Origin of the sequence: Agrobacterium sp. 22094 (assembly GCF_052046015.1) — a bacterium.
GTDB lineage: Bacteria > Pseudomonadota > Alphaproteobacteria > Rhizobiales > Rhizobiaceae > Agrobacterium > Agrobacterium cavarae.
In genome coordinates this window covers 1-23,256 of the sequence record NZ_JBQEPX010000004.1, presented here as the reverse complement: position 1 = coordinate 23,256, position 23,256 = coordinate 1, and the positions used below count along the sequence as shown (strand labels likewise).

Sequence of the window (23,256 nt, the reverse complement as noted above, 5' to 3'; positions counted from 1 at the left end):
CGGCGAAGCTGAGAGCCCGCTCTCGATCGTCTAACAGGCGATGCGCCTATTGCTCCGCAAGAAAGCCGGCTAGAACCTCGTTGAACCGTGCCGGTGCCTCGATGAAGGAAAAATGGGCTCCCCCGTCCGTTTCTTCGAAGATCACAAGTCGAGACCCTTTGATCTGCGCGTGAATCCATTCCTGCGAGTGGGGATTGACGTGGCTGACGCGCCCGCCAATCACCAGCGTCGGCCGGTCGATGCGAGCGAAAATGTCGCTCCAGTCGATCGAACAATGGTCGACGAAAAGATCTGCGATATGAACGGCGTTGACGCGAAGGTTCTCCCGCAGCAGCCAGGCCTTCAGATCCTCCGGGATGCCCTTGGTGATCATGCCGTCCAGGAAGGCGCCGCGCGCCGCGGCACCTTCAGCACCCTTGATCTGCTCTGCGATGGCGACCATCGTGGCTGCGTCGAATAGGGCGCCGGCATTCAAGATATCCTCCTCGCTCATGCCGGCCTGCCGCATAACCGTTGCTGGCTCGTCAATGAGGATCAGCTTGTCGATGAAGGACGTACCGAAGATATCGATCATCGCCCAGAGGACAGAGGCACCCATCGACCAGCCAAGCATCGTGGCGTTTTCGATCTTCTCGTGTTTCATCAGTTCCATGATATCCGCTGCGAAGCGGAAGATACGAAAGCCGCGTGCGGCATCCGGCGACCTCCCATGGCCACGAAAATCCACCGCGACCACGCGGTGTGTTGCCGAGAAGTGCTCGATCTGGTGCCGAAACATGGCGGCCGATTGCGACCAGCCCGGCAGCAAGACAAGCGCTGGCCCTTGACCCACATCCGTATAGGCCAGGACGGCGCCGTCGCTTGTCGTGAAATTCTTCTGCATGTCTGCTCCTCCCCCTGTTGTTCTTCTTGGCCGGCCTCCCCGACCCGCCTGTTGGTGATCCACTTTTTCAATAGCGCATGAAGCCCCCATCCACATTCAATGTGACGCCGGTAATGAAGCTCGCATCATCCGAGGCCAAGAAGCCAACCGCTCCCGCAATGTCGTGTGGCTCGCCAGGTCTTCCGACGGGTATCGTCGAGATGATCTGCTCTCTCTGCGCATCGGTCAGCGTCGAGGTTAGCGCAGTATCGGTGAGACCGGGACAGATGGTGTTGCAGGTCACGCCGGAGCGGCCGGCCTCCCGGGCGATCCCCTTGCTGAAGGCGATGACACCTCCCTTTGCCGCGGCATAGCAGCTATTGCCGAACATGCCGCCGCCCCGTTGGCCAGCGATGGACGCAATGTTGATGATGCGGCCCCAACCGGATGCGGTCATGTACGGTAAAAAAGCCTTCGTCAGCAAAAAGACCGCCGTGAGATCGATGGTCATTAGCCGCTGGAATTCCTCAAGCTCTACGGTCGCGACCGGACCCGTCGACACGACGCCGGCATTGTTCACCAGAATGTCGATGCGTGCGTGCTCATGCCTCACTTCTTCGGCCAAGCGTAGGACATCGCTTGGCTGACCGAGATCGACCGCAGCGAAGCTCGACGAACCGCCATTTTCGATAATGCGTGCGACACCATGCTCACCGGCGGCAAGGTCGATGTCCGAAATGATGACATGGGCACCCTGCCCCGCAAGCCTCTCAGCAATGGCAAAGCCTATGCCCCGTGCAGCACCGGTTATCAGTGCCACCCGTCCATTCAGTTCTCGTTGCATGCTTCCTCCGGCAGCGATACCATCGCCAGGCCCCAGTCTCCTCGAGACAATGATTAGGATTGAGACGAACGGCGGGCAAACGACTTCTGGTTTCTCGGCCGTTAAGCGGAGCTTCACAATGACACGTCTCAGCGTTCCCTTGAGCGCCCTCGAAATTTTCGCTGAGGCGGGCCAGACATGCTCGTTCAGAGTTGCCGCTGAACATCTCGCCCTGTCGACAAGCGCGGTCAGCCAAGCGGTTCGAAAACTTGAAGAGCGCCTGGCTTGTCCACTGTTTCGGCGCGTCGGAAACGGGCTGCAACTGACTGTGGAAGGCGAAAACCTGCTGAAGCATGTGGTGAAGGGTTTCGATGAAATGCGTCTTGGATTGCAGTCACTTACCGACGCGCGGGATATGCCCATTTCGATCTCTAGCCCGCCGGGACTGGCAAGCCAACTTCTCCCTGTCGTCGTACAATCGCTTCTGGCCGAGAAAATCCGCGACATCAGGATCGTGGCGGACGAGGCACCGGACTTCAAACGTTACCGAGATTTCGACGTCGCCATCCTCTATGGAGAGCCAGCATCTAAAATCCACGATCTGGAGTCATTAGGGCCGGATGTCTTCACCCCTGTTTGCGCTCCAAGCCTCAAGGCACGCCTGCAAAGCGCCAGCGATCTGGCCGACTGCGCATTGATCGTCAACGAGACAAACGCTGTCACATGGAACGACTGGCTTGAACTCAATGGCATCGCGGCGGCCAAGGTGAACTGGCTGAGATTCAACCGCGCCTCTCAGATTATACCGGCGGCCCTCTCCGGCTTCGGCATCGCACTGGAGTCGCTCCGCGTCCTCGCGCCGCAGTTGGAAACCGGTGAACTCGTCCGCTGCGATCTGCCCGGCACAAGGGCCATCGCGCGCGACCTGACATTCCTGCATGTCACCAAGCGGCAGGATCGGGTCGATCGGGTCCAGAAGGTGGCGGACCTTATCCGTGCCGAATGCATGACGAACAATGATGGCTCGCGACGTGCCTTTTCGGGGTAAGCGGTGGAGCCTCGAAAGACAAAGCGATCCGATCGTGGGAGTGGGTTGACCACTCGCAAGCGTGTGGCAAATCCTGACATCGTCTTCATCACACCCAACGTTACCTCAGCGTGACCGGCAAAACGCCTAGAGAGAAAAATGTAAAGAACCGTCATACTGGTTGCGGGCGTCGCACATGGCGATCGAAGCGCACCATAATCATCGACTAAGTCTGCTGTTTGCAGCTATCGATTGTGTCCTCTGAGCATCATCATCCGCAAACTGTCACGAGGGCGGTTGGCAGCGGAAGATTTCTCCGCTACAAAATCGACACCGCTGCAGATCGAAAAAGGGAGGCGTTGCATGACATATACATCCATCGAAACCTTCCCGTGCGGAATGATCCGACGTTAGGTCATTTCAATTCGCGGCCCGCTTAAGGGTACGCGGCAGGCGGCTTCAACAAGCCCTTTACAACGCCACCGATCTGCCGGGACTATGTCGTGTCGTGTTCCGGCTTCATCTTTCAACTTTCTTTCATGGAGCCGGCTTCATCTGATGGCCGGACTGTTTCAATGGCTCGCAAGAAGCTCGACTTCCGCGCCGATGCGTATCGCAACGTGCTCGGCTTTGTATTTCGTCAATGGACGCACCGTCCTGCCCTGGTCGGGGGCATCATTGTCCTGGTTGTTGCCAGCACACTGGCAGAGGTTCTCGTCCCGGTATTCTCCGGCCGGATCGTCGATGCCATCGCCGGTGGCAATGCGGCGAACGGCGCTCTTCGCGCCTTCGTCATCGTCACTGCTCTCGGTCTGACCAGCGTCGTGCTGCGCTGGTTCATCTATAATGGCATCATCCGGCTGACGCTGCGCATTATGGTCGATGTGGCCAATAGCGGCTTTCACAGGGTGCAGCGCTTTTCCACCGACTGGCATGCCAATAGCTTCGCCGGCTCGACGGTGCGCAAGATCACGCGTGGCATGTGGGCGCTCGATTCACTGAACGATGTATTGCTCATCGCACTGCTTCCATCGATCGTCATGCTTATTGGCGCCAGCATCGTGCTTGGCAGCTACTGGCCCGTCATGGGGCTGATTGTGGCAGCAGGGTCGGTGATCTATATCGGCGTGACAGTCGTACTTTCAATGGGCTACGTGTCGCCTGCCGCCAAGCTCGCCAATGCCTGGGATACCAAGCTCGGTGGGGCGCTTGCCGATGCCATCAGTTGCAACTCCGTGGTCAAAGCCTTCGGTGCGGAAGATCGCGAGGAAACGCGGCTGAGCCATGTTCTGGCCAAATGGGACAGTCGCACCCGGCGCACATGGCGCCGCGGCACCGTCAACGGCACCATCCAGGGATTTATGATGGTTTCGATGCAGGCGGGCATCCTCGGCACCGGCCTCATCATGTGGCAGCGCGGGCTGGCGTCAGCGGGCGACATCACCTTCGTGCTGGCAATGTTCTTCGTCCTGCAGGGATACCTGCGTTCGGTTGGACAGGACATCCGCAACCTGCAGCGTGCGGTCAACGATATGGAAGAACTGGTCTTGCTCGACAAGACACCGCTCGGCATAGAGGACAGGCCCGGCGCAAAGCCAATCGCGATCGGCAATGGCGAGATTATCTTCGACCGCGTTACCTTCCAATATGGCGCCCACCCCACCCCGCTCTACGACAGGTTTTCCGTCACGATCAAACCTGGCGAACGGGTTGGCCTGGTCGGTCACTCCGGCTCCGGCAAAACGACCTTCGTCAAGCTCATCCAGCGGCTCTACGACGTCAACTCCGGCGCCATTCGGATCGACGGGCAGAATATCGCAGAGGTGACGCAGGCGAGCCTGCGCGGCCAGATCGCCATTGTCCAGCAAGAGCCGATCCTCTTCCACCGGACGCTGGCTGAAAACATCGCCTATGGCAGACCGAACGCATCGCGACGCGAGATCGTCAACGCGGCAAAACAGGCAAGCGCGCATGATTTCATCATCAGCCTGCCCAAGGGCTACGAGACGATGGTGGGCGAGCGCGGTGTCAAGCTGTCAGGTGGGGAACGTCAGCGGGTCGCCATCGCTCGCGCCTTCCTGGCCGATGCACCCGTGTTGATCCTGGACGAGGCAACCTCGAGCCTCGACAGCGAGAGCGAAATGCAGATCCAGCAGGCGATGGAGCGCCTGATGGAGGGCCGCACAACGCTCGTCATCGCCCACCGCCTGTCCACTGTCCGCGCCCTCGACCGTCTTCTCGTGTTCGACAAGGGCAAGATCGTCGAGGAAGGCGACCATACGTCGCTCGTCCGCCTGAAGAACGGCATCTACCGCCGCCTTTTCGAGCGCCAAGCGCTGGAACTCACAAAGGGACTGGCGATGTAACGGAGGTGCGTGGTCAGTTCTAAAAAGCCTGCTCGGTGTGGGCTCTTTTCACAGGCCACAGCTTGTTGAGATCATGCACGAAAGGACCCGGAGCCGCCTCCGCAAATGCGGCTCTGGTCTTTTGCCCGAGTGCGACTGCTTCAAAAGAAGCACAAGCTTTCAATCGTGAAGTTACTGCTGAAGGGGTGAAGACGCTGGGCGCTATACTTGGGATCGCGCGGGACACTCTGGAATGACCATTGTCAAGAATTTAAGCGACAAGCTTCTTCCCGCGTCGTATGGTGCTTCGCACCCAACGGATCGTCGCCATTTTGCAGACTGATCGCGGTCAGCAGTCGAGGTTTCCGTGTGTCAGCTATTTTAAAGAACAACGTAAAGCAGTCGGGCAACGGACGGCGGCCAATGATATTTGCTCATGGCTATGGATGCGACCAGCAGATGTGGCGACTGGTCGCGCCGGCTTTCGAGGACCGTTTCAATGTCGTCACGTTCGACCATGTCGGCGCAGGAGGCTCCGATCTATCGTCCTATGATCGCCAGAGATACTCAAGCATTGACGCTTACGCCGACGACATTGTCGATATCGGTCGCGAACTCGACTTCAACGATGCCATCATCGTCGGTCACTCCGTGAGCGCGATGATTGGAGCACTGGCCTCCATCAAAGCACCGGAGATGTTCTCCAGCGTCGTGATGGTCGGCCCCTCGCCGCGCTATATCAACGACGGATCCTATATCGGCGGTTTTGAACAAGAAGACATCGACGAACTGCTTGCATCGCTTGCTGAAAATCATATTGCCTGGTCCAATGCGATGGCGCCCACAATCATGGGCAATAGCGACCGTCCAGAGCTTGCCAGCGAACTTGCCGACAGCTTCTGTCGGATGGACCCTGAGATTGCCCGAACCTTCGCCCGGGTAACGTTTACCTCCGACAACAGGGCGGATTTGCCCAAGGTGACGGCGCAGGTGCTTGTCTTACAGTGCCGTGACGATATCATCGCCTCAGAGAATGTGGGGCGCTACGTCGCGGACGCAATCCCGCATGCGCAGTTCGTTATGCTTGATGCCACGGGGCACTGCCCGAACCTCAGCGCGCCGCAGGCCGTTATATCCGCCATAAAGGGTTTTGTGTAATCGACGCGTCGCTACCCCCTGCCCCTGCCTTGGATTATCCCGACGATCTGTTCGAAAGAGCGCCGTGCGGCTATGTCGTGCTGAACTCCCAAGGCATGATGGCGAGGGTCAACCAGACGCTCGCGGAGTGGATCGGCCAGGAAAAAGAAGAGCTGCTGGGCAAACGGATGACGGTCTTGCTGACTGTGGCGGGCAACGTCTTCTACGAGACGAATTTCGAGCCGACCCTGCGCTTGCAGGGATTTTGTGAAGAGATCGCCTTCGATCTCAAGACGAAGAGTGGCAAGCGGCTCCCCGTGACGGTGAGTGCAAGGGGCAGGCTTGGCGGCGACGAGACAGGTGTGACGCTCGTCACGGTCTTTCGCTCCGTCAAGCGGCGTCAGCTCGAACGAGACCTTTTGCAAGCCAGGCAGGCTGCTGAAAACGCAAAGGAAGCGTTGGCGAACACCAATGCGTCGCTGCGCACCAACATCCGCCGGGCGGTTGGCAAGAAACGTGAAGCGCAACGCGTGCTTCTTGCTGAGCAAGAGACGGGCGAACTGCGCGAGCAATTCGTTGCCGTCCTCGGCCACGATCTTCGCAACCCACTTGCTTCCATCTCAGCTGCCGGACGTGTTCTGGCCCCGGAAGTTACCAGCGAACGCGGCAAGCGCGTTCTTCAACTGATGGCCGGCAGCGTGTCGCGCATGTCGGGACTGATCGACAACGTGCTGGATTTTGCCCGTGGCCGGCTGGGCGGCGGTATCCATCTGATGAGAGATCCAACGTCTCCCATCGCTCCGGTAATCGAACAGGTGATTGAAGAACTGCGCAGCGGTGCTCCCGGTCGCGACATTCTTTCGACCTTGCTGATACCGCACCCGGTCAATGCCGATCATGCCCGGCTTGGCCAACTCGTGTCAAACCTCCTGGGCAACGCCATCAGCCATGGTGATGCCAAACACCCGATCTTCATCGATGCGAGACTTGCGGACGACGGAACCTTCACTTTGTCTGTGACGAACAAAGGGAAAGAGATTTCGCCAGACAGGATGGAGCGATTGTTCGAGCCCTTCGTTCGTGGAGACACGCGAAATGACAAGGGATTGGGACTGGGATTACACATCGCATCGCAGATCGCCAAGGCCCATGGTGGCACACTCTCGGCGACATCCCAGAATGGTGAGACGCGCTTCACCTTTATCATGCCGCCTTCCTCTTCCGAAGACGACGGTTGATCGGGCTTTCCTTCGGGCATTGATTTAGAACAGCCTCTCGCTCAAGGCTGATGAACACTTACGCCCATCCCATGCTTCCATCGACACCACGGCTCGTGCTGACATCTCTGTCTCGGCTTACCGCGATCGATGTCGCCTGAGCCATCGCGACGTCTGGTGTGTTGAACTATCCGGCACCGGCCACGTTTACGAACGCAACAATGGAGAGCTTGCAATGACAAGATTGCTCGTCGCCCTGATCTTCGTTCTCGTATCATCGCAGGGATTTGCCATGAACAGCCTATCCGACCTGACCTGGAAGAAGCGCGTCATCATCGTGTTCGCAGATGCTGGCGACCAGCGACTGGAACGGCAGGTGAAAATCCTCACCGATCGACGCCCTGAGCTTGAGGAGCGAGACCTTGTCGTGATCAGCGTCACCAATGACGAGGCGTCCACCGCTTTTGGAAACGTGGCAAAGCCTGATGCGGCAGCATTGCGAGATGAGGCCGACGTCAAGAAAGGCAGCTTTCAGGTCATCTTGGTTGGAAAAGACGGGGGCATCAAGTTGCGGAGCGACACCGTCGTTCCCGACGTGGAGCTCTTCGACGTCATAGACCGAATGCCGATGCGGCAGGCGGAACGTGGCTGACCGCAGGCAACGCTCTCCTGAAAGCTCCTACAACACGAGACGCATCCCTCGTACTCTGCCGTTCAACGACGAATCTGGCATGAGGTCCAGCTGAACCCTGCAACATCGACCCGAAAACCGGACGCGATTTTCGGAAAGCATGACGCGTCGATTCAAAAGGTAACGCGTCCTTTGTGCGTCCAATAGGACGCACTGCGCTTTGGCGTGATTTACAACTCGGCAGCGCGCCGCCACGACGACGACCGCGACCACTCACCTTAGCAGGAAGTCCGCAAAAAGGGGAGCGCTGGCATCGTCCGCGCTCCCCTCTTATCTCGGGCAATCAGACGTTAGTTGGCCGGGCAATTCGTGTTGCCGCTCATCGAACCCTGGCTGCTGGTGGTGCCGGCCGGGCAGTTGGTGTTGTTGGTGTCACCGTTCGGCGTCTGGGAATTGGCGCCGCTCGTGTTACCTGAACCGGGTGTCGTCGTGCCGGGCGCTGTGGTGGTGCCAGAACCGGACGCACCAGAGCCCGAGCCACCGCCTGACGTACCGCCAGTCCCGGCACCGGTACCGGTACCTGTACCCGTCCCAGTGCCGCCCGAACTGGAGCCGGCGCCCGAGCCTCCGCTGCCACCAGATCCGCTACCAGCACCCTGCGCAATCGCCAAAGATGCAAAACTCAAAGCGAAGACCGCTCCCATAAGAATCTTTTTCATCTGCTTTCCTCCAAGCATTATTGTTGCTGCCCCGGTCCAACAACACGGCGGTAAGCGTGTTCCCAAATATATCTTTTGCATGGGAAGGAACAAAACCCCCGCGCCTGGACCCGGCGACCTCGATCGGAAAATGATATCGACGCTCCGGCGGATGGACTGGGAGGCCATCAAATCAATTGGCTTGTTATCGCTGGCGGAATGTCCATAAGCTTGGAAACACCCTTCCCACCGTGCATTTCGTTGATTGGCAAGTGCGCGGTCTTAGAGAATGATCCCGTGCTCCACTCCTTGCGCCACATCCGCGCCCATCCGCAATTGCTGCTTCTGACCTTGATGATTTTCCTTCAAGGCTCCGCCTATGGCTCAACACTGCCCTATCTTTCGATTACAGCAATTCAAGAACTAGGGATGAGCGACCAAGCCTACTCGGTTCTGGTCTTCGTAACATCGTTATGTGCGGTAACGATCAGCGTTTCGCTGGGAATTCTCTCCGACCTGATGGGTGACCGGAGGACAATCATCATGGTGATGGCGGTGATGGGTGCCATCGGTTACGGGGCGATTTTTCTTTTCCCGTCGATCCCAATATTCATTGCGGCAACCGCAATCATTATCCCGTTTTTCCAGTCGGTGAGTTCGCTCATTTTTGTGAGTGTTCGCGCCGAAACGGCCGGGCTTCCAAGCCGGGACAGCGCCGCGATCAACGCCACCGTCCGGGCTTTCGTATCCGCCGCCTGGGTGGTGATGCCGGCAGCCGTGGGGTTTGCGTTTGCCAGTTCCGCAAGCATGATGGGCGCCTGGGGCGTGGCAGCGCTTTGTGCCCTTCTCATATCGTTCTCGTCCGCATTTCTGCCCGCAAGACCCGCGCCTGATCGGATTGCTGGAACATCGCGCGCAGGGTTCTTCTCTGCGCTCAGCGAGCTTGCCACGCCGTTGATGCTGGCGCGCGCAGTTTCCATGGCACTGCTGACCGGAACAATCAGGCTTGCCAGCACAGTCTGGCCGCTGATCCTCATCTCCGACCTTGGCGGCAAGACCGGGGATGTCGGTATCGTCGCCGGGCTGATCGCCTTATTTGAGATACCCTTCATGCTCATCTGGGCCAGTCTGCTGAAGCGATTGAACATCCTCGTCATTCTGGCGATAGGCGGCCTGCTCTATGCCGCGTTCATGGCCACGCTGACTTTGGCGACCTCTCCCTGGCAACTCTATGCCCTGACCATTCCGGCAGCGGCCGGCGCCGCTGCCCTGCTCTCCATGCCGCTCACCTATTTTCAGGATCTCTTTCCGGGAAGACCAGGCCTCGGCACCTCCTTCAACCCCATCAATTCCTTCCTCGGAAACGGTTTGACGGCGATCGTCTTCGGTACAGGAGCGCATCTTTTCGGTTACTCCGGCACGGCATGGCTCGGTGTCGCCATGGCCCTTGCCGGCATCTTCGGCCTTGTGATCCTCGAGAAACGACGACCGACTGTCGCTTGATTTGCAAGCGAGGGTCATTTTGAAAACGCTATCGGCTGTAGGAAGGATACTTGCCGGCGAAGGATGCTCGTCCGATGAGCAGACTCGCTGGATGAGGCCGGGATGGCTACGATCGCTTTTGAGTGTCAGCAAGCGCATTTCTGGCGCCTCTAACCGATCAATCCCCGCAGCTTCGCAATCGATAAGGCGGCGACCGTTCCGGCATCCCGCAATTCCCCAGAAAGGACCATCGCTTCGACCTGATCGACGGAGAATGATCCGACAATCAAATCCTGCTCCTCAGTCGAGAGCTGGGACGGTCCTTGCGACAAGCCGGTGGCGAAGAAAATTCGATACGATTGGTTCGTCGTGCCGTAGAGGGGAAAGAGTTGTCCTATTTGTTCGACGTGATCTGCAGTCAACCCTGTCTCCTCAACAAGTTCACCGCGGGCAAGCTCTTCTGGATGAGCATCAAGAACGTCTTCCCAGGATCCCTGCGGAAATTCCCATTGTCGCTGACCGACGGGATACCGATACTGCTGAACGAGATAGAGACGTTCTCCGTCGAAAGGGATGATGACCGCAAAGTCGGGCTTGTCAACGAAACCATAGATTCCGACACTACCATCCCGTCGGCGGATCTTATCTTCCTTCACCTTCATCCAGCGGTTCTCATAAACCACCTTGGATGCGATCGTCTCGATATCCGGCTTCGTGTTGCTCATTGCTTCCCCCTATCCGACGAGATTTCAGGTTCCACAGCCAATCTCTTTTGCCCAGTGCGAAACGCTAAGCTGCTGTCGCGGCGGTGCCGGCGTCCATCCCCAAGGACGATGCGCAATCGAAACATTTCGACCCTCAGCCGATACCGATAGCAGCCTCATAGGGCTTGTTTCCGATAATCTTGCAGGTGGTCAACCAGTGCTCGGAGCTTCGGCGCCATATTGCGGCGGCTCGGATAGTAGAGATAAAAACCGGGAAAGTGCGGACAGAATTCTTCCAGCACCGGCACGAGTTCACCACGCGCGATCGCCGGTTTGAAGCTCTCTTCCATTCCAAAGCTGATCCCTGCTCCTGCAACGGCCAGCCTGATCATCAGTCCCATGTCGGTCGTCGTGACAGTGTCGGCCACAGTCACGGTAAACTCCCGGCCATTCTCCGCAAACTCCCATCGGTACGGCGCGACATGTGCCGATATCTGCCAGCCGATGCAGCGGCGGCTTGCAAGCTCGCTTGGATGCGAAGGTATCCCGTGCTTTTTGAGATATGCTGGCGAGGCGACGGCAATTTGGCGCTGCTCAGCCGACACCGGCACAGCGATCATGTCCTGAGCGATCACTTCCCCCAATCGTACGCCGGCATCGTATCCATGCGCGACGATATCGAACTCATCGTCCGTGACGGTCACATGAAGTTTCACATCAGGATTGGCGTCCAAAAAGGACGCGAGCATGGGACCGGAAAGAAAGCTCTCGGCAATCGATGATACGGCAAGCGTCAATCGCCCTTGTGGATGCCCGGTAAGATTGGCGGCTGCCTCCCACGCAGCTTGCATCTCGATCAGTGCTGGCTGTGCCTCGGAATAGAGCCGCGCGCCGGCTTCGGTTAAGGCAACGCTGCGTGTCGTGCGGCTGACCAGAGCGATACCAAGCGCCTCTTCAAGCTTGCGAATGGTCTGGCTCACTGCCGAACGCGTTACGCCCAAACGATCTGCTGCGGCTCTGAAGCTCCTCTCCTGTGCGACAACGGCAAAGACAGCGAGTGCATTAAAGTCGGATTGCATTGGTTAGCTCCGCTTACCTTTAAGGACAGATTTATCCAGCTTATCACGACAATATCCCGTGCGTATCTTTGATGCATCGACAAAAGCGAAAGCAACAGGAGAAAGTCATGGAAAAAGTTGTTCTCATCACCGGCGCCTCAAGCGGAATCGGAGTCGGCATCGCTCGCGAATTGGCAGCGGCCGGTAATAGTGTGATGCTCGGGGCAAGGCGCACAGATCGCCTCGAAGCTGTCGCGGACGAACTTCGTTCGGCAGACGGAAAGGTCAAGACCTGCCAACTCGACGTTACGAACCTTGGAAGTGTCGCTGCCTTCGTTGAGAAAGCTCAAAGGGAATTCGGCCGCGTCGATGTGATCGTCAACAATGCCGGCGTGATGCCCCTGTCACCCATGGCATCGCTCAAGATCGACGAATGGGAGCAGATGATCGACGTCAACATCAAGGGCGTGCTCTACGGCATCGCTGCGGTGCTTCCGCACATGAACGAGCGAGGCTCTGGCCACATCATCAATATCGCGTCGATCGGTGCCCTTCAGGTCGTGCCAACAGCGGCGGTTTACTGTGCAACCAAATACGCTGTGCGTGCGATCTCTGATGGCCTTCGCCAGGAGAACGACAAGCTTCGTGTGACCTGCATCCACCCAGGTGTCGTAGAAAGCGATCTTGCGAGCACCATCACAGATCCGGTCGCGGCAGAAGCCATGGCGACTTACCGCGCCATCGCGCTCAAGCCCGACGCCATCGGTCGCGCCGTTCGTTTCGCCATCGAACAACCGGACGATGTGGACGTCAACGAGATCGTCGTTCGCCCCGTACGCACGACAATCTGATGACGACGTCCCACATTCCGCGCAAGCGCCATCAGGAGCGTATCCTGATGGCTCTCTTTCTCATCACCATCCAACCCTCGCCGATCCCAGCGGCAGAACATCAGAAGGCAGAAGCAATGCGACAATCCGAGATTGGCCAGAACCGGCAACAAGACCATCCTTATGTTGGCATGTGGGTCACCGCTGACGGCGCAATCCGTCACGAACTTCTGCCCAACGGTCGCTACGACGAGGCACGGGGCAACCGCCAAAGCGCTTATCAGGGTCGATATGAAGTCAAAGGCGATCATATCGACTATTGGGACGATACTGGGTTCACAGCCGACGGCACCTTTGTCGACAGGGACACGCTTCATCACGGGGGCATGATCCTGTACCGCCGGATCTCGGAATAAATCGATGAGCGGACAATCAGGCCACCATTGCCGCCTGAAGCTATTGCCTTAGGCGGCTGTGGCTAGGGGTTCATGCGTGCTCTCGCCTGCTGAACGGGAGGTGACACGTGACCAACGTCGACCCGAACGACATCGCTAATGATGCCCTCGAGCGCTTGGACAGGTGCGGGGGTACCCCGACTTGAAATCCAGAACCACTTCCCCATTTCTCTCTTGCCGGGTTTACCGGTTTTGGAGGTTACTATGGCAGCACGAGCTTGGAATGCAGGTGGTTTTGGTGCGAATGCTTCAAGCGCTACGCCTGACTTCGAACAGCGTATGCAGAAGATCCGCAGGCTATCGGGCATATCACGCCTGATGGATACGGCAGTCGGCATCCCTGGCACGCGCCTCCGCTTCGGTGCCGACTCCGTGCTTGGCCTCGTTCCGGTCCTTGGCGACGGGGCCGGCGCTCTTGTTGGACTCTATATCGTCAATGAAGCGCGCCGCATGGGCCTTCCGAGGGAAAAACTCGCAAAGATGATTGGCAATGTGGCGATGGATTCCGTCGTCGGCAGCGTGCCGCTATTCGGCGATCTTTTTGATGTTTACTTCAAATCGCATCGCCGCAACGTGCAGATCGTCATCGATCATTTCGGTGTGGAGCCAGAAGAATTGCGGCGCAAGCGTAAATGAGGAGATGAGGATGCGGTGTACCGCTTCGCGACACATTTCGTTAGGCGGACGCCGCAGTTTGCAAAGGTCAATCGGCAAAACCTCGCCACACTGGAAAGCTGAACAATGTCCTTCGATCTTGATCGCTTTGTAAAGGCGCAGCAAAATACGTATGACAGGGCACTGAGCGAACTGATCGCCGGCAGGAAGCAGTCCCATTGGATGTGGTTTATCTTCCCGCAGATCCAAGGCCTTGGCCGTTCTGACACCGCGCGTTTTTACGCAATTTCAGGCCGTCCGGAAGCAGAGGCATATTTGGCACATCCCGTTCTCGGACCGCGCCTCAAAGAGTGCACCCAGGCTATGCTCGACCACCCGACCTCGACCGCCCATGACATTCTCGGATCTCCGGATGATCTTAAATTTCGGTCCAGCATGACCCTGTTTGCCGCAGTCGCCGATCAGAGCGCGTTGTTTCAAACTGCTCTTCGGCAATTTTACAACGGCGCGCACGATCGCGAGACGCTATCGTTGATATCCGGCTCGTAACAATAAGCGATGATCACTTCCGCTTCACTATTCGCCGAAGCACAGAGCCTCTCCTCGATTTACGCGGGATAAGCTCAATGTCGCTAACCAGCTTTGCGCCACCTTCCCGGCGCTCCAATGTAATCTTGCGGCTGTGAAATGCCTCCAGCTCGACACGATGCGCCACGCTGATGATGGTGGCGTCGGGTAGCTCATCGATGACTGTCTGCATCATCTTATCCTGGCTTTTTTCGTCGAGCGCCGCGGTCGCCTCATCCATGACGATGATGTCGGGAGCGTTAAGCAGCAGGCGTGCAAAGGTGAGCCGTTGTTTTTCACCGCCTGACAATGTCTGGTCCCAGGGCGCCTCGTCTTCGATCTTGTCCTTGAGTTGACCGAGACCGACCTTGTCGAGAGCAGCGCCGATCTCTTCCGCCGACCAGCTTTCAGCCGGTTGAGGATAGGACACTGCGCGGCGAAGCGTGCCGGCTGGAATGTAGGGACGCTGCGGCAGCATGAACAACTGGCTGTCTGCGCGGAAATTCACACTGCCTCCGCCCCAGGGCCAGAGCCCGGAAATGGCACGAATCAGCGTGCTTTTGCCCGATCCGGATTCTCCCGATACCAGCACTCTCTCGCCAGCGCCGATTTCGACGTCCGTCTCTTTCACGACGGCTGTTCCATCACCGAGAGATACGGACACATCCTTGAGGCTCAACATCGTCTCGCCTTCGGTCTCGCCCCGAATGATACGTCCGAACGTCTCGCTCCTTTCGGCGCGCTCAAGGCCATCGAGAGACATCATCAGGGAGGCGACGCGCCGCGCGCAGGCGTTCCAGTCGGCCAGCCGCGGATAGTTGTCGACCAGCCAGCCAAAGGCGGACTGAACGATGGTGAAAGCAGATGCCGCCTGCATGACTTGGCCAAGCGACATGCTGCCGTCGAGAAACTTCGGTGCACAGAGAAGAAGCGGCACGACGGGTGCAATCAGCACCGAGCCATTGGAAACGACGGTGGTGCGCATATATTGTTGCGCCATAAGCCGCCATTGCCGCCGGACATTGCCGAACCTTTTATCGAGATCGCTACGCTCCTCCTCTTCCCCGCCAAGCAAAGCGATGCTCTCGCCATTTTCCCTGACGCGCGTCAGCGTGTAGCGATACTCCGCTTCCACCTGGTTTTTGACTTCGGAGACCTTCACGAAGTTTCGCGCAATGAACGCGATGGACGTTGAGGTGACTGCCGCGTAAATGATGGCCGCGATCACGAGGAAGCCGGGAATGGTGACCCAGGTGCCGCCAATCGACAGTGTCAGCGCTCCACCAATGGTCCACAGAACAACGATGAAGGTGGAAGCGGATACGAAGGCCGCGATGACGCCGGAGACGAAATCGACCGGCGCTTCAGTGGCAATGCGCATATCCTCCGAGAGCCTCGCTTCCGGGTTCTTGTGGTCGCCATCGATCAGGTTCAGCTGGTAGTAGCGGCCATTAGCAATCCATCTGCCCACCATTATCTTGGTCAACCAGGAGCGCCAGCGCCGCTGAATGCGCATTCGTACATAGACCTGCGAGGTGACAATGAAGACGCTTCCGAGAACCAGAAACGGAAATACCGACGCGAGGGAATAGACAGTCGCTGCATCTCGTTTTTCGATCGCGTCGAAAATCCCGCGGTTCCAGACGTTGACCCCATATTGTATGGCGACATTGATACCGATCATCGCCAGCAGGCCAATCGTGAACGGCCATGCCAGCTTGTCGCCCCGGCGGCTCCAAAAGCCGCGCGCGCTGATCCAGAAGCGTTTCAGAAGATACTTTCGCCGCGCTTCCTCAGCCTCTTCCGGTGTCAAGCCCGCAGCAGGTTCCACCTCTTCCGGGGGAAGTTCTTCAACATCATCCTGAACATCTGGAGAGGATTTGGCTTCGGAGGCAGTTTCGTCGGCGCCAGCCACCGGTTTCGGTTCTACGTCATTGTTTTTCATGGGCGCTGAACGGCCAGTGATCGGAAAGGTTTCACGACTTAGTGAAGGGGCGCGAAAATAAACTCAAGGATAGTTGCAGTGACCGAAGGAGAAGGAGGTCGCGGAAGTACTAGAAAGTGCGCATCAGCGTCAGCGCGTCTCCGAGAACCCGGAGAATTCATCTTGTGCACAGCCGCAAGTGTCAACATTCCAAGCTGTCACACTCAGATAGTCTTTTCAGCGCTTGACGCATCGAGCCAAGGCCGTGATGAACTTTTCAGGAAAGAACCAGAACGGCGTTCTCTCCAAAATCAAAGCGAATACCGGCTGGCGGGTTCAAAGCTCGACGGACGGAAGCAGACCCTTCCCAAGCGCAAACCTGGGCCTCAGGCCACCTCAAGATGGGAGGCATCCGATCCCCCAACCGTGAACGGCTCAAACGAGGCAGGACGCGCATGCGAAGCGTTAAGCCGACGAGCGACGATGTCATGGTTGAGCCACAGCACCGGACCGGACGGTTCAGACGCCTCGCCGAAAATCAACTGACCGGTTGATTTCACGACAAGAGCGCTCAGGAGGTCGCTCATCATCACCTTGCTATCACGATGCATCCGGGTGATCTCATTGGAGGTGCCGATGGTCAAATCCGCCTGTGCCTGGCTGTTTGGCATGGGCCACGCTGAGAAGTCGTAGAAGGGACGCATGACTTCGCTTTCCTGCATCGCGTGGATCTTCTGGAAAACATCGTCCATCGTCAGGCCGTCATCCAGAAGCTGCTCGCAAGCCCGCCACTGTTCATCAGCCCACGTCCCGCCATTCTCTTTCTTCAAAGCCAGCAGCAGTGGTATCAGTGGAAGCTCAATGCCGGTGAACACATCAGACGAATTGGTCCGGATTTCGGGGCAGTTATAGACGGTCGCTTTTATTCCCGCCGCCCAGGCTTCCTGCGCAATGCCTTCCAGCCGCATTTTCGCATAACCCTGAGTGTAGTTGGTGTAGGTCTGCCAACGGTAGCTGCCGTCGATCAGAACCGCCGATCCGTGATAACCATAGGCCGTATATCGGACCTGGCCGCCCGAGGCTTCCACCCGCTCACGGATCGCCGCACTGAAATCGATGAGATGGCGGAACGTGTTTGCGGAAACCTCATCGAAATTCTGCAGAATGAGTTTCCCCAGGTCACTTTCGATCAGCCTCTGCGATGACATGTGGCGGGACCCGGTCCCCTTGTAGATGCGATTGGCGACAACGAGGAACACCTTCGCCTTCGGAATGCCGCCCGCCATCGTGTGGGCGAAGAACACGTTGCGACCTTCGGCGATCATTCCGTCGAGAACGGACATGACCTGTGAAAGCGCCTCGGTAAAGCGCGCCGTGGCAATATCGCGGCACTGCGCGATATAGTCCCAATCGAGCTTATCGTGCTCCCAGCTCTCAAGCGTCATATCAGCGAGGAGATCGGTCGGGGTCGGCCCGCCAGCGGGAGCATCCAGATCGAAGCCTGCCATCAGAGGGATGTTGATGATCCTACCGCCCAACTGGGCCTCCGCCGCAGACAGTTCCTCCGCGTTCAGGGGCCGCAATGCGTTGTTCTCGTCACGCCGCCCGACCGTGATCCCGACAATCTCCATGCCCGCCCGCTTGGCTTCGTCAAGCAGGCCAGTCGCATAGCCGCGACCGAACAGTTCGCCAAAAAGGACAAAAACATCGCCTCGACGGAAGGTCGTGTTCTCGGAAAGACGATTGAGTGCGACCGGATTTTTCATGCTGTCAGCTCTTTACTTCGCGAATCGTCGAGCGATGGCCCATACGAACTTTCACAAACACATGCCCGCGATGGCACAAAATGAAAACTCATTTTCCGTGACCGTTCATTTCAAAACGTGAACTCGATCTCGTCGCAGCATGCCAGATGATGGCGGGGTGCATTGCGTCGGATCAGTGTTGGCTAACCCGTAGCCGTCGAAGTCACTGTATTGCTTGCAAAAGCGTCTGCTCGAACGGCACCGTTCGGAATGAAGGATCCCCTCTTCGTCCGGATGCGCTGAGCTCTGTACCTGTCAACGAGTGTGCCGCAATAAAACTCAGTGATCGCGCGGATATACATATTGTGGCGACGCAGGCATCGTTTTGGCTCTCGCCAACGTGTGGCGAGCAATGTCTTCTTGACGCAGGACATGACGAATTTCGCCAAGTATCTCGGCCCGACGCACGGCTTTGTCTGCAAGCCGGAGGGAGATTTCTTCTTCTGTCGCGTTCGCACCAACGTCGCTCGTGGTTTCATTTTCAACGATATCGCGAAGAATGTTCATCAGTACGAGGTTCTTCTCGTGCATCTGCATCACCATTTTCGTCATTTCTAAACGCTGAGACATGGTAGTCATTCCTGCTCAAAATTGCCTTCTGGCTGCTAACTGAACAAAGGCAGAAATGGTCGCACGCTGTATTTGATATTCGCCGTTTCGGTCAGCTTCGCGCAAGCCTCGAACTGGCACGTATCAGACTAAACAGGCCAAACGCGGGATCGGCATCGAGGCGGTGAACGATTTGACGGCAATCGGAGGCTAGGCGCAAAGGCCGTGAGGCCAATGTTCTAGAAGAGATGCCTCGCGCTCTGAGTGCAGCGACAGAGGTGCGCTACGCCCGGAACCGATCGAAGGCGGTGAGACGTCGGATCGGGGGATCGACGTCAGGATATCTGTATATTTCCGCCCTTAGGTAGTGAAGCTCGTCATTGAGACCGTCTTCACCGACCTCGATCCACCAGCATTTCGGGCGACCGTCACTTCCGTCGGACCAGCGATAGCCTCGCCCCTTCAGGTGATCCTTCATGTCAAAGGGGCTGTTCTCGGCAAAAATCCTGACCCGTGACCGCTGGCTCGCCTCATAAAGTTCGGCAAAAGCAATAGAAGCCGATCCGTCCCCCTCTCGGGCCAGGACCTCCAAGAGTGCAAAGCAATCATCGACCGCACGATGTCCTTCATGAAAATATCCAGCCTGTCCAAGCAGATATCCAAGCTTCGTGCCTTCATATCCCCGCGACGACCAATCGATCTCAGAGTGAGAGCAAGCCCATGCCTTGCCGGAGAAAATCCCCGAAAACACCTCACAGAAAGGCCGATCGAAGCCAGCATTATGGGCAATCAGCAAGTCGGCAGGCTCGATCAGCGCCTCAAGTGCCGTCATATCGATCGCCTGCCCGGTCACCATATCGTCTGTGATCCCCGTGAGCTTGGTAATCTCAGCCGGAATGGGGTCGCTTGGCTCTCGCAGTCCGCCATAAACGCCAGTCACGTCGCCAATCTGACCCGCGGCATTGAAGGTGAAGGCGACCGCCCCAATCTCGATGATCTCATGCTTTCGAGCATCAAGGCCTGTGGTCTCCGTATCAAGGATGACGCCGCGAAGTGGGTATCCAGGCCGAGGAACGGCTGTGATTGCGCGGGGCACCAGTTTCGTGAGGATGCGATATCGCCCAGTCTCGAACAGAGAACGGACCATCTCCTCTTCCGTCAGGGATGGGGCTTGCCGATCAGATTTGCCGGATTTCGACGATCGATGCGACGCTACCTTGGCGCGCGAATCCCGATCCGGAAACATGTCAAACTGTTCTGTCATCCCTGCAGTCAAACCCCGATGCGATTTTCGTTCTTCAGAACATAGCGACACCCGCAGATCAACCTCGTTGGCAAGACGACCCGCTTGTTTTGCTGAGGTGCGACTTGCAGACGCCGGGGTCCGGTCACAAGCATGCTTTCACGACGAGCGAAGAAGTGAGATTGCAAAAGACTTCCGGAGTTGCCCAAAGGGCCTGCCGCGTCCATATAGTCTCAATGACGCATGATTCGAAAATATTTGTAGGCCTTCGGTCCACTCGCAAACGCTCGCCAGCGGCAAGCGAGCCCAAGGGACCAAAGTGCCAGTGGGATGGGTGTGAAAAGATTGGAACGCACCGCGCCCCGGTTGGCCCAGGTGCTGAAGGTCTATACCTGCTCTTCTGCCTTGAGCATGTGGCTGCCTACAATAAGGGATACAGTTTCACCGCCGCACCATCCAGTGCCGACGTCGCCCGCTATCAAAAGGAAGCGACGATGGGCGCACGGCCGACTTTGGGAAAGCGCGTGAACGAGCCAACCGAAGCTCCGCTACCATCGTCTATTCGTTCAGGCTCGGCTAAAACGCTCAATGCTCGCAAAGGCGTGAGACAAGGGCAAACGACGACCGGTGGCCAACAAAGAAAGCTCAAGACGCTCGAAGCCAAGGCTTTCGACACTCTGGGCCTCAGTCACCAAGCAACATCGGAAGAGATCAAGAGCCGCTACAAGGAAAGGCTCAAAATGCACCACCCCGACGCCAATCAAGGAGATCGCAATTCTGAGGATGCGCTTCGAGCCTCGATTGAAGCATACAGAATCCTTAAACTGAACGGCTTTTGCTGAGCCTATTTAAAGAGAGGCTCGCAGTGGCTCTCTTGAAAGAATGAGGACCAGCGGCCCACCTGCGTGCTGTGTTAGTGAAATTAGTCTCTCAGCTGATATTTAAGCGGCTTGCGGCGACTGACCCGTTGCGAGCGTTATCTCTGCGGGGAAGGGCAACATTGCTACTTTCAAGGCCTCGACGAACGCGATCGATGTGATGCTTTAGCAGTTCTGGGCGACGAGAACGACCTTACAGCGCGCATTGTGGCTGGCGCGACGATCCTCGCACAACCGTAAAAAACTTCTCGGGTGGAGGATTTTCAAGCAGCTTGGCTACGGGGTGCCTGATCTTACTCAGACCTGCAAGCACCGCGCTGGAAAGGAGCTAGGTGTACTTTGGCTGAGCCCGCCCAAAATCTTGCTCCCCCGAGGCGATCGCGAACGGCAGAGCAATCTCAGCAATGCCGACGCCATGCCGCTCGTGTGAGTCTGTCGACATCATCAACTATTGCGTGTCGCGATCTTTTAGATTCGCTCACCACGCTTTAGCTCATTGTTTAATCGCATGTCATTATCGCAAAACTTCTGAACGCTTTCGTGCGACAGGCTTTAACCCGGCAAGCAGCTTCGACCGCGTTTCAGCACGGGATCCCGAGCATATCTGGCAGGTGATCGGTGTCCAATCTTGCCCTTTTGTTTCACCCGCCAGTCCGTCTCTTGAAAGGTAACATCCGGTTGAGATCGCTACGGTTTCGCCTGGTGGAATGCCCAAGTTGAGCGAACGCGCTGTTTAGCCGGATCGGGAGGTTCAGGTTGAAAGCTGCTTGTCCGCCGCCTTGGACGGAACCGGACAAGCCACTACAGAGGTTCGCTATTTCAGCGGCAGGAAGAGTTCTGTCACTGCCGCATGTTCAGGCTCTTCGGGAAAGAAGGTAAGGCGCTGGCAATAAAGCGGGAAATCCCTCGCTTCCTCGCCACTGGCCGGTAGCCAATCGCGATAGAGGTAAAGCGCGGCAGGCTCCAGATCATCCGTATTGCCGACGACCCTCAGCACGGCGCAACGGCCGCCAGGAATCATACCCGCCTCAACACGCTCTCCATTCGTCTTGATCGGTCGATCAGTGCTGACACAAAGATCCAACCGATACTCGTCCGGAGACGTTACCCGCAGATCGGAATGGAAGATGTTGAAAGTCGAGCTGGTCTTCGGATTGAGGCCCGCAGCTTTACGCCATGCGATGAAGCGTTTGATCGTATCGCCGCTCCTTGCGGGATCACCTTCGTGTTTCATGATCGCGACAGGGGTCGGTGACACCTCGCGGATTTCGATGTCATCTGCTGTAAATGTCTTATGCATAAGCTTACTCCTTGCTTGGTTGAGAGGCCCGAGGGCGGCAAGCCACGGTTCCCAATCGGGAGATTTCCTGAACTGCGAAGGCGACTGGCTGAACCTTTGCCGAAACGCGCGGGCAAAGGCATCAGGAGCGTCGTAGCCGGCATCCATCGCTATCTCCGTCACACTGTCTACGTCCCTGTAGGCCAGCCTGTATGATGCCCGCTTCATGCGGACGAGTTGGATATAGCGATGCACAGACAGCCCGAAGGCCGCTGCGAACTGCCGATGGAAATGGAACTTGGAGAATGCGGCCACGCGGCTCAACTCGTCCAGATCCAGATTGCGGGCGAGATGCTGATCAATGTGATCCAGGACCCGTTGCATCCGGGCATGGTAGTTTCGAAGCGTCGTCGTCATTATCTTGTCCTTGCCGTGGCAGAACCAAATAGCCCCGCACAAGCGCTGTACGCTCGACCGATCTTGCGGATTATCAGACTTGGCTGTTCAGCAATAGCGTCGACCTATGAGGCAGCCATCCGGCAGGGATGCTGGTATCTACGTTGGAGCGCAGATTACGCCATCTGGACGTTCAACGTCTTCAGCATCCGGTTCACGGCAGCAATTGCTCCAGCCCGCTGATCAGCATGTCGGCATTTTTGGCGATGACGTCGGCAAGCCAAGCCTTCGGATCGATGTCATTGGGCTTGGGGTCATGATCAGTGTCGCCAAGAAAGTCGCTCGGTCAGCACCACGATGCCCCCGGGCCAAGCAGCCATGACGTCCTGCCGAGCGAAAAGCCTCTGAGCGCTCCTTCGGCGGCTTATTCGTGAGACAAGTCCGGCCATCGTCGAGATAGAGACGTGAAGCCGTTCCAGCGCTTGAGCATAATCTTCGCCTCGGCGACGGGAGAATTGCGCGACAGCTTTGCCCGCTCGGTGTGGAGCCACTTACGCAGGTCTTCGACGAGTTAGAACCATTTCACGGCGCGCAAGGCCTATAGCGAACTGGATGCACCATAAACGACAAAACCCCGCGGCATTGATCCACGGGGTTTTGCTGATCGTCGTATGTTTGGTTGCGGGGGCAGGATTTGAACCTGCGGCCTTCAGGTTATGAGCCTGACGAGC

General features: G+C 57.3%; 22 protein-coding genes and 1 pseudogene. 12 read left to right on the top strand and 11 right to left on the bottom strand.

The annotated features are described in order from the left end of the window. Nucleotides 1-46: 46 nt before the first annotated feature. Nucleotides 47-883, bottom strand: coding sequence for an alpha/beta fold hydrolase (locus ACTJK5_RS17200; RefSeq protein ID WP_194286768.1), 837 nt, complete (start codon nt 881-883; stop codon nt 47-49). Nucleotides 884-950: 67 nt separating this feature from the next. Continuing rightward, on the bottom strand, nt 951-1,706 hold the full coding sequence (locus ACTJK5_RS17195) for a 3-oxoacyl-ACP reductase family protein (protein WP_153312350.1): 756 nt from the start codon (nt 1,704-1,706) through the stop codon (nt 951-953). 118 nt (nt 1,707-1,824) lie between these two features. Between ACTJK5_RS17195 and ACTJK5_RS17190 the strand changes: the two genes are divergently transcribed. The 5 genes from ACTJK5_RS17190 to ACTJK5_RS17170 all read left to right on the top strand — a co-directional run bounded on the left by ACTJK5_RS17190 (nt 1,825) and on the right by ACTJK5_RS17170 (nt 8,063). Next, nucleotides 1,825-2,733 (top strand): LysR family transcriptional regulator, encoded by a 909-nt coding sequence (locus ACTJK5_RS17190; RefSeq protein ID WP_062442130.1) that lies wholly within the window; start codon nt 1,825-1,827, stop codon nt 2,731-2,733. 554 nt (nt 2,734-3,287) lie between these two features. Beyond that, nucleotides 3,288-5,078 carry an ABC transporter ATP-binding protein gene (locus ACTJK5_RS17185; RefSeq protein ID WP_113267336.1) on the top strand — a complete coding sequence of 597 codons (1,791 nt, stop codon included), beginning with the start codon at nt 3,288-3,290 and terminating at the stop codon, nt 5,076-5,078. Between the two features lie 348 nt (nt 5,079-5,426). Continuing rightward, nucleotides 5,427-6,215 (top strand): alpha/beta fold hydrolase, encoded by a 789-nt coding sequence (locus tag ACTJK5_RS17180; RefSeq protein WP_274102928.1) that lies wholly within the window; start codon nt 5,427-5,429, stop codon nt 6,213-6,215. Continuing rightward, complete coding sequence (locus ACTJK5_RS17175; RefSeq protein WP_440612990.1) at nt 6,215-7,432, top strand: PAS domain-containing sensor histidine kinase; 1,218 nt, start codon at nt 6,215-6,217, stop codon at nt 7,430-7,432. Before ACTJK5_RS17180 ends, ACTJK5_RS17175 begins: the two co-directional genes overlap by 1 nt. A gap of 214 nt (nt 7,433-7,646) precedes the next feature. Beyond that, entirely contained in the window at nt 7,647-8,063 is a 417-nt protein-coding gene (locus ACTJK5_RS17170; protein WP_153312348.1) for a DUF4174 domain-containing protein, read from the top strand. 329 nt (nt 8,064-8,392) lie between these two features. Here the strand turns inward: ACTJK5_RS17170 and ACTJK5_RS17165 are convergent, their stop codons facing one another. Continuing rightward, entirely contained in the window at nt 8,393-8,761 is a 369-nt protein-coding gene (locus ACTJK5_RS17165; protein ID WP_153312347.1) for a hypothetical protein, read from the bottom strand. A 276-nt stretch (nt 8,762-9,037) separates the two neighbouring features. On the opposite strand from ACTJK5_RS17165, the gene ACTJK5_RS17160 reads away from it, so the two are divergent. Beyond that, entirely contained in the window at nt 9,038-10,243 is a 1,206-nt protein-coding gene (locus ACTJK5_RS17160; RefSeq protein ID WP_440612903.1) for an MFS transporter, read from the top strand. A 149-nt stretch (nt 10,244-10,392) separates the two neighbouring features. Here the strand turns inward: ACTJK5_RS17160 and ACTJK5_RS17155 are convergent, their stop codons facing one another. Both ACTJK5_RS17155 and ACTJK5_RS17150 read right to left on the bottom strand, forming a co-directional pair. After that, the gene (locus ACTJK5_RS17155) at nt 10,393-10,947 is read right to left on the bottom strand and encodes an NUDIX hydrolase (protein WP_236769719.1); all 555 of its coding nucleotides are present in this window, start codon (nt 10,945-10,947) and stop codon (nt 10,393-10,395) included. Nucleotides 10,948-11,102: 155 nt separating this feature from the next. Beyond that, the gene (locus tag ACTJK5_RS17150) at nt 11,103-12,005 is read right to left on the bottom strand and encodes a LysR family transcriptional regulator (RefSeq protein WP_153312345.1); all 903 of its coding nucleotides are present in this window, start codon (nt 12,003-12,005) and stop codon (nt 11,103-11,105) included. Nucleotides 12,006-12,112: 107 nt separating this feature from the next. On the opposite strand from ACTJK5_RS17150, the gene ACTJK5_RS17145 reads away from it, so the two are divergent. The 4 genes from ACTJK5_RS17145 to ACTJK5_RS17130 all read left to right on the top strand — a co-directional run bounded on the left by ACTJK5_RS17145 (nt 12,113) and on the right by ACTJK5_RS17130 (nt 14,433). Next, nucleotides 12,113-12,835, top strand: coding sequence for an SDR family oxidoreductase (locus ACTJK5_RS17145; protein WP_153312344.1), 723 nt, complete (start codon nt 12,113-12,115; stop codon nt 12,833-12,835). Nucleotides 12,836-12,951: 116 nt separating this feature from the next. Continuing rightward, the gene (locus ACTJK5_RS17140; protein ID WP_236769741.1) at nt 12,952-13,230 is read left to right on the top strand and encodes an Atu4866 domain-containing protein; all 279 of its coding nucleotides are present in this window, start codon (nt 12,952-12,954) and stop codon (nt 13,228-13,230) included. Between the two features lie 243 nt (nt 13,231-13,473). Further along, nucleotides 13,474-13,905, top strand: coding sequence for a DUF4112 domain-containing protein (locus tag ACTJK5_RS17135; RefSeq protein ID WP_112956886.1), 432 nt, complete (start codon nt 13,474-13,476; stop codon nt 13,903-13,905). Nucleotides 13,906-14,010: 105 nt separating this feature from the next. Further along, entirely contained in the window at nt 14,011-14,433 is a 423-nt protein-coding gene (locus ACTJK5_RS17130; RefSeq protein WP_112956887.1) for a DUF1810 domain-containing protein, read from the top strand. A gap of 13 nt (nt 14,434-14,446) precedes the next feature. On the opposite strand, the gene ACTJK5_RS17125 is transcribed toward ACTJK5_RS17130, so the two are convergent. From ACTJK5_RS17125 to ACTJK5_RS17110, 4 genes are all read right to left on the bottom strand, one after another. Then, the gene (locus tag ACTJK5_RS17125; RefSeq protein WP_112956888.1) at nt 14,447-16,396 is read right to left on the bottom strand and encodes an ABC transporter ATP-binding protein/permease; all 1,950 of its coding nucleotides are present in this window, start codon (nt 16,394-16,396) and stop codon (nt 14,447-14,449) included. A gap of 365 nt (nt 16,397-16,761) precedes the next feature. Beyond that, on the bottom strand, nt 16,762-18,141 hold the full coding sequence (locus tag ACTJK5_RS17120) for an enoyl ACP reductase FabMG family protein (protein WP_112956889.1): 1,380 nt from the start codon (nt 18,139-18,141) through the stop codon (nt 16,762-16,764). A 318-nt stretch (nt 18,142-18,459) separates the two neighbouring features. Further along, on the bottom strand, nt 18,460-18,750 hold the full coding sequence (locus ACTJK5_RS17115) for a hypothetical protein (protein ID WP_153312343.1): 291 nt from the start codon (nt 18,748-18,750) through the stop codon (nt 18,460-18,462). Nucleotides 18,751-19,012: 262 nt separating this feature from the next. Then, nucleotides 19,013-19,993: a 3'-5' exonuclease gene (locus tag ACTJK5_RS17110; protein WP_113175646.1), complete on the bottom strand. Its 981-nt coding sequence runs from the start codon at nt 19,991-19,993 to the stop codon at nt 19,013-19,015. A 215-nt stretch (nt 19,994-20,208) separates the two neighbouring features. On the opposite strand from ACTJK5_RS17110, the gene ACTJK5_RS17105 reads away from it, so the two are divergent. Then, nucleotides 20,209-20,814 carry a DnaJ domain-containing protein gene (locus ACTJK5_RS17105; protein WP_112956903.1) on the top strand — a complete coding sequence of 202 codons (606 nt, stop codon included), beginning with the start codon at nt 20,209-20,211 and terminating at the stop codon, nt 20,812-20,814. An 850-nt stretch (nt 20,815-21,664) separates the two neighbouring features. On the opposite strand, the gene ACTJK5_RS17100 is transcribed toward ACTJK5_RS17105, so the two are convergent. Then, complete coding sequence (locus ACTJK5_RS17100) at nt 21,665-22,492, bottom strand: AraC family transcriptional regulator (RefSeq protein WP_440612989.1); 828 nt, start codon at nt 22,490-22,492, stop codon at nt 21,665-21,667. On the opposite strand from ACTJK5_RS17100, the gene ACTJK5_RS17095 reads away from it, so the two are divergent. Beyond that, nucleotides 22,379-22,768: a hypothetical protein gene (locus tag ACTJK5_RS17095; RefSeq protein ID WP_440612998.1), complete on the top strand. Its 390-nt coding sequence runs from the start codon at nt 22,379-22,381 to the stop codon at nt 22,766-22,768. The genes ACTJK5_RS17100 and ACTJK5_RS17095 overlap by 114 nt on opposite strands. Here ACTJK5_RS17095 and ACTJK5_RS17090 read toward each other — a convergent pair. After that, a pseudogene (locus tag ACTJK5_RS17090) lies at nt 22,740-23,096 on the bottom strand (IS66 family transposase); the annotation flags it as partial. The gene ACTJK5_RS17095 and the pseudogene ACTJK5_RS17090 overlap by 29 nt on opposite strands. Between the last annotated feature and the right edge of the window lie 160 nt (nt 23,097-23,256).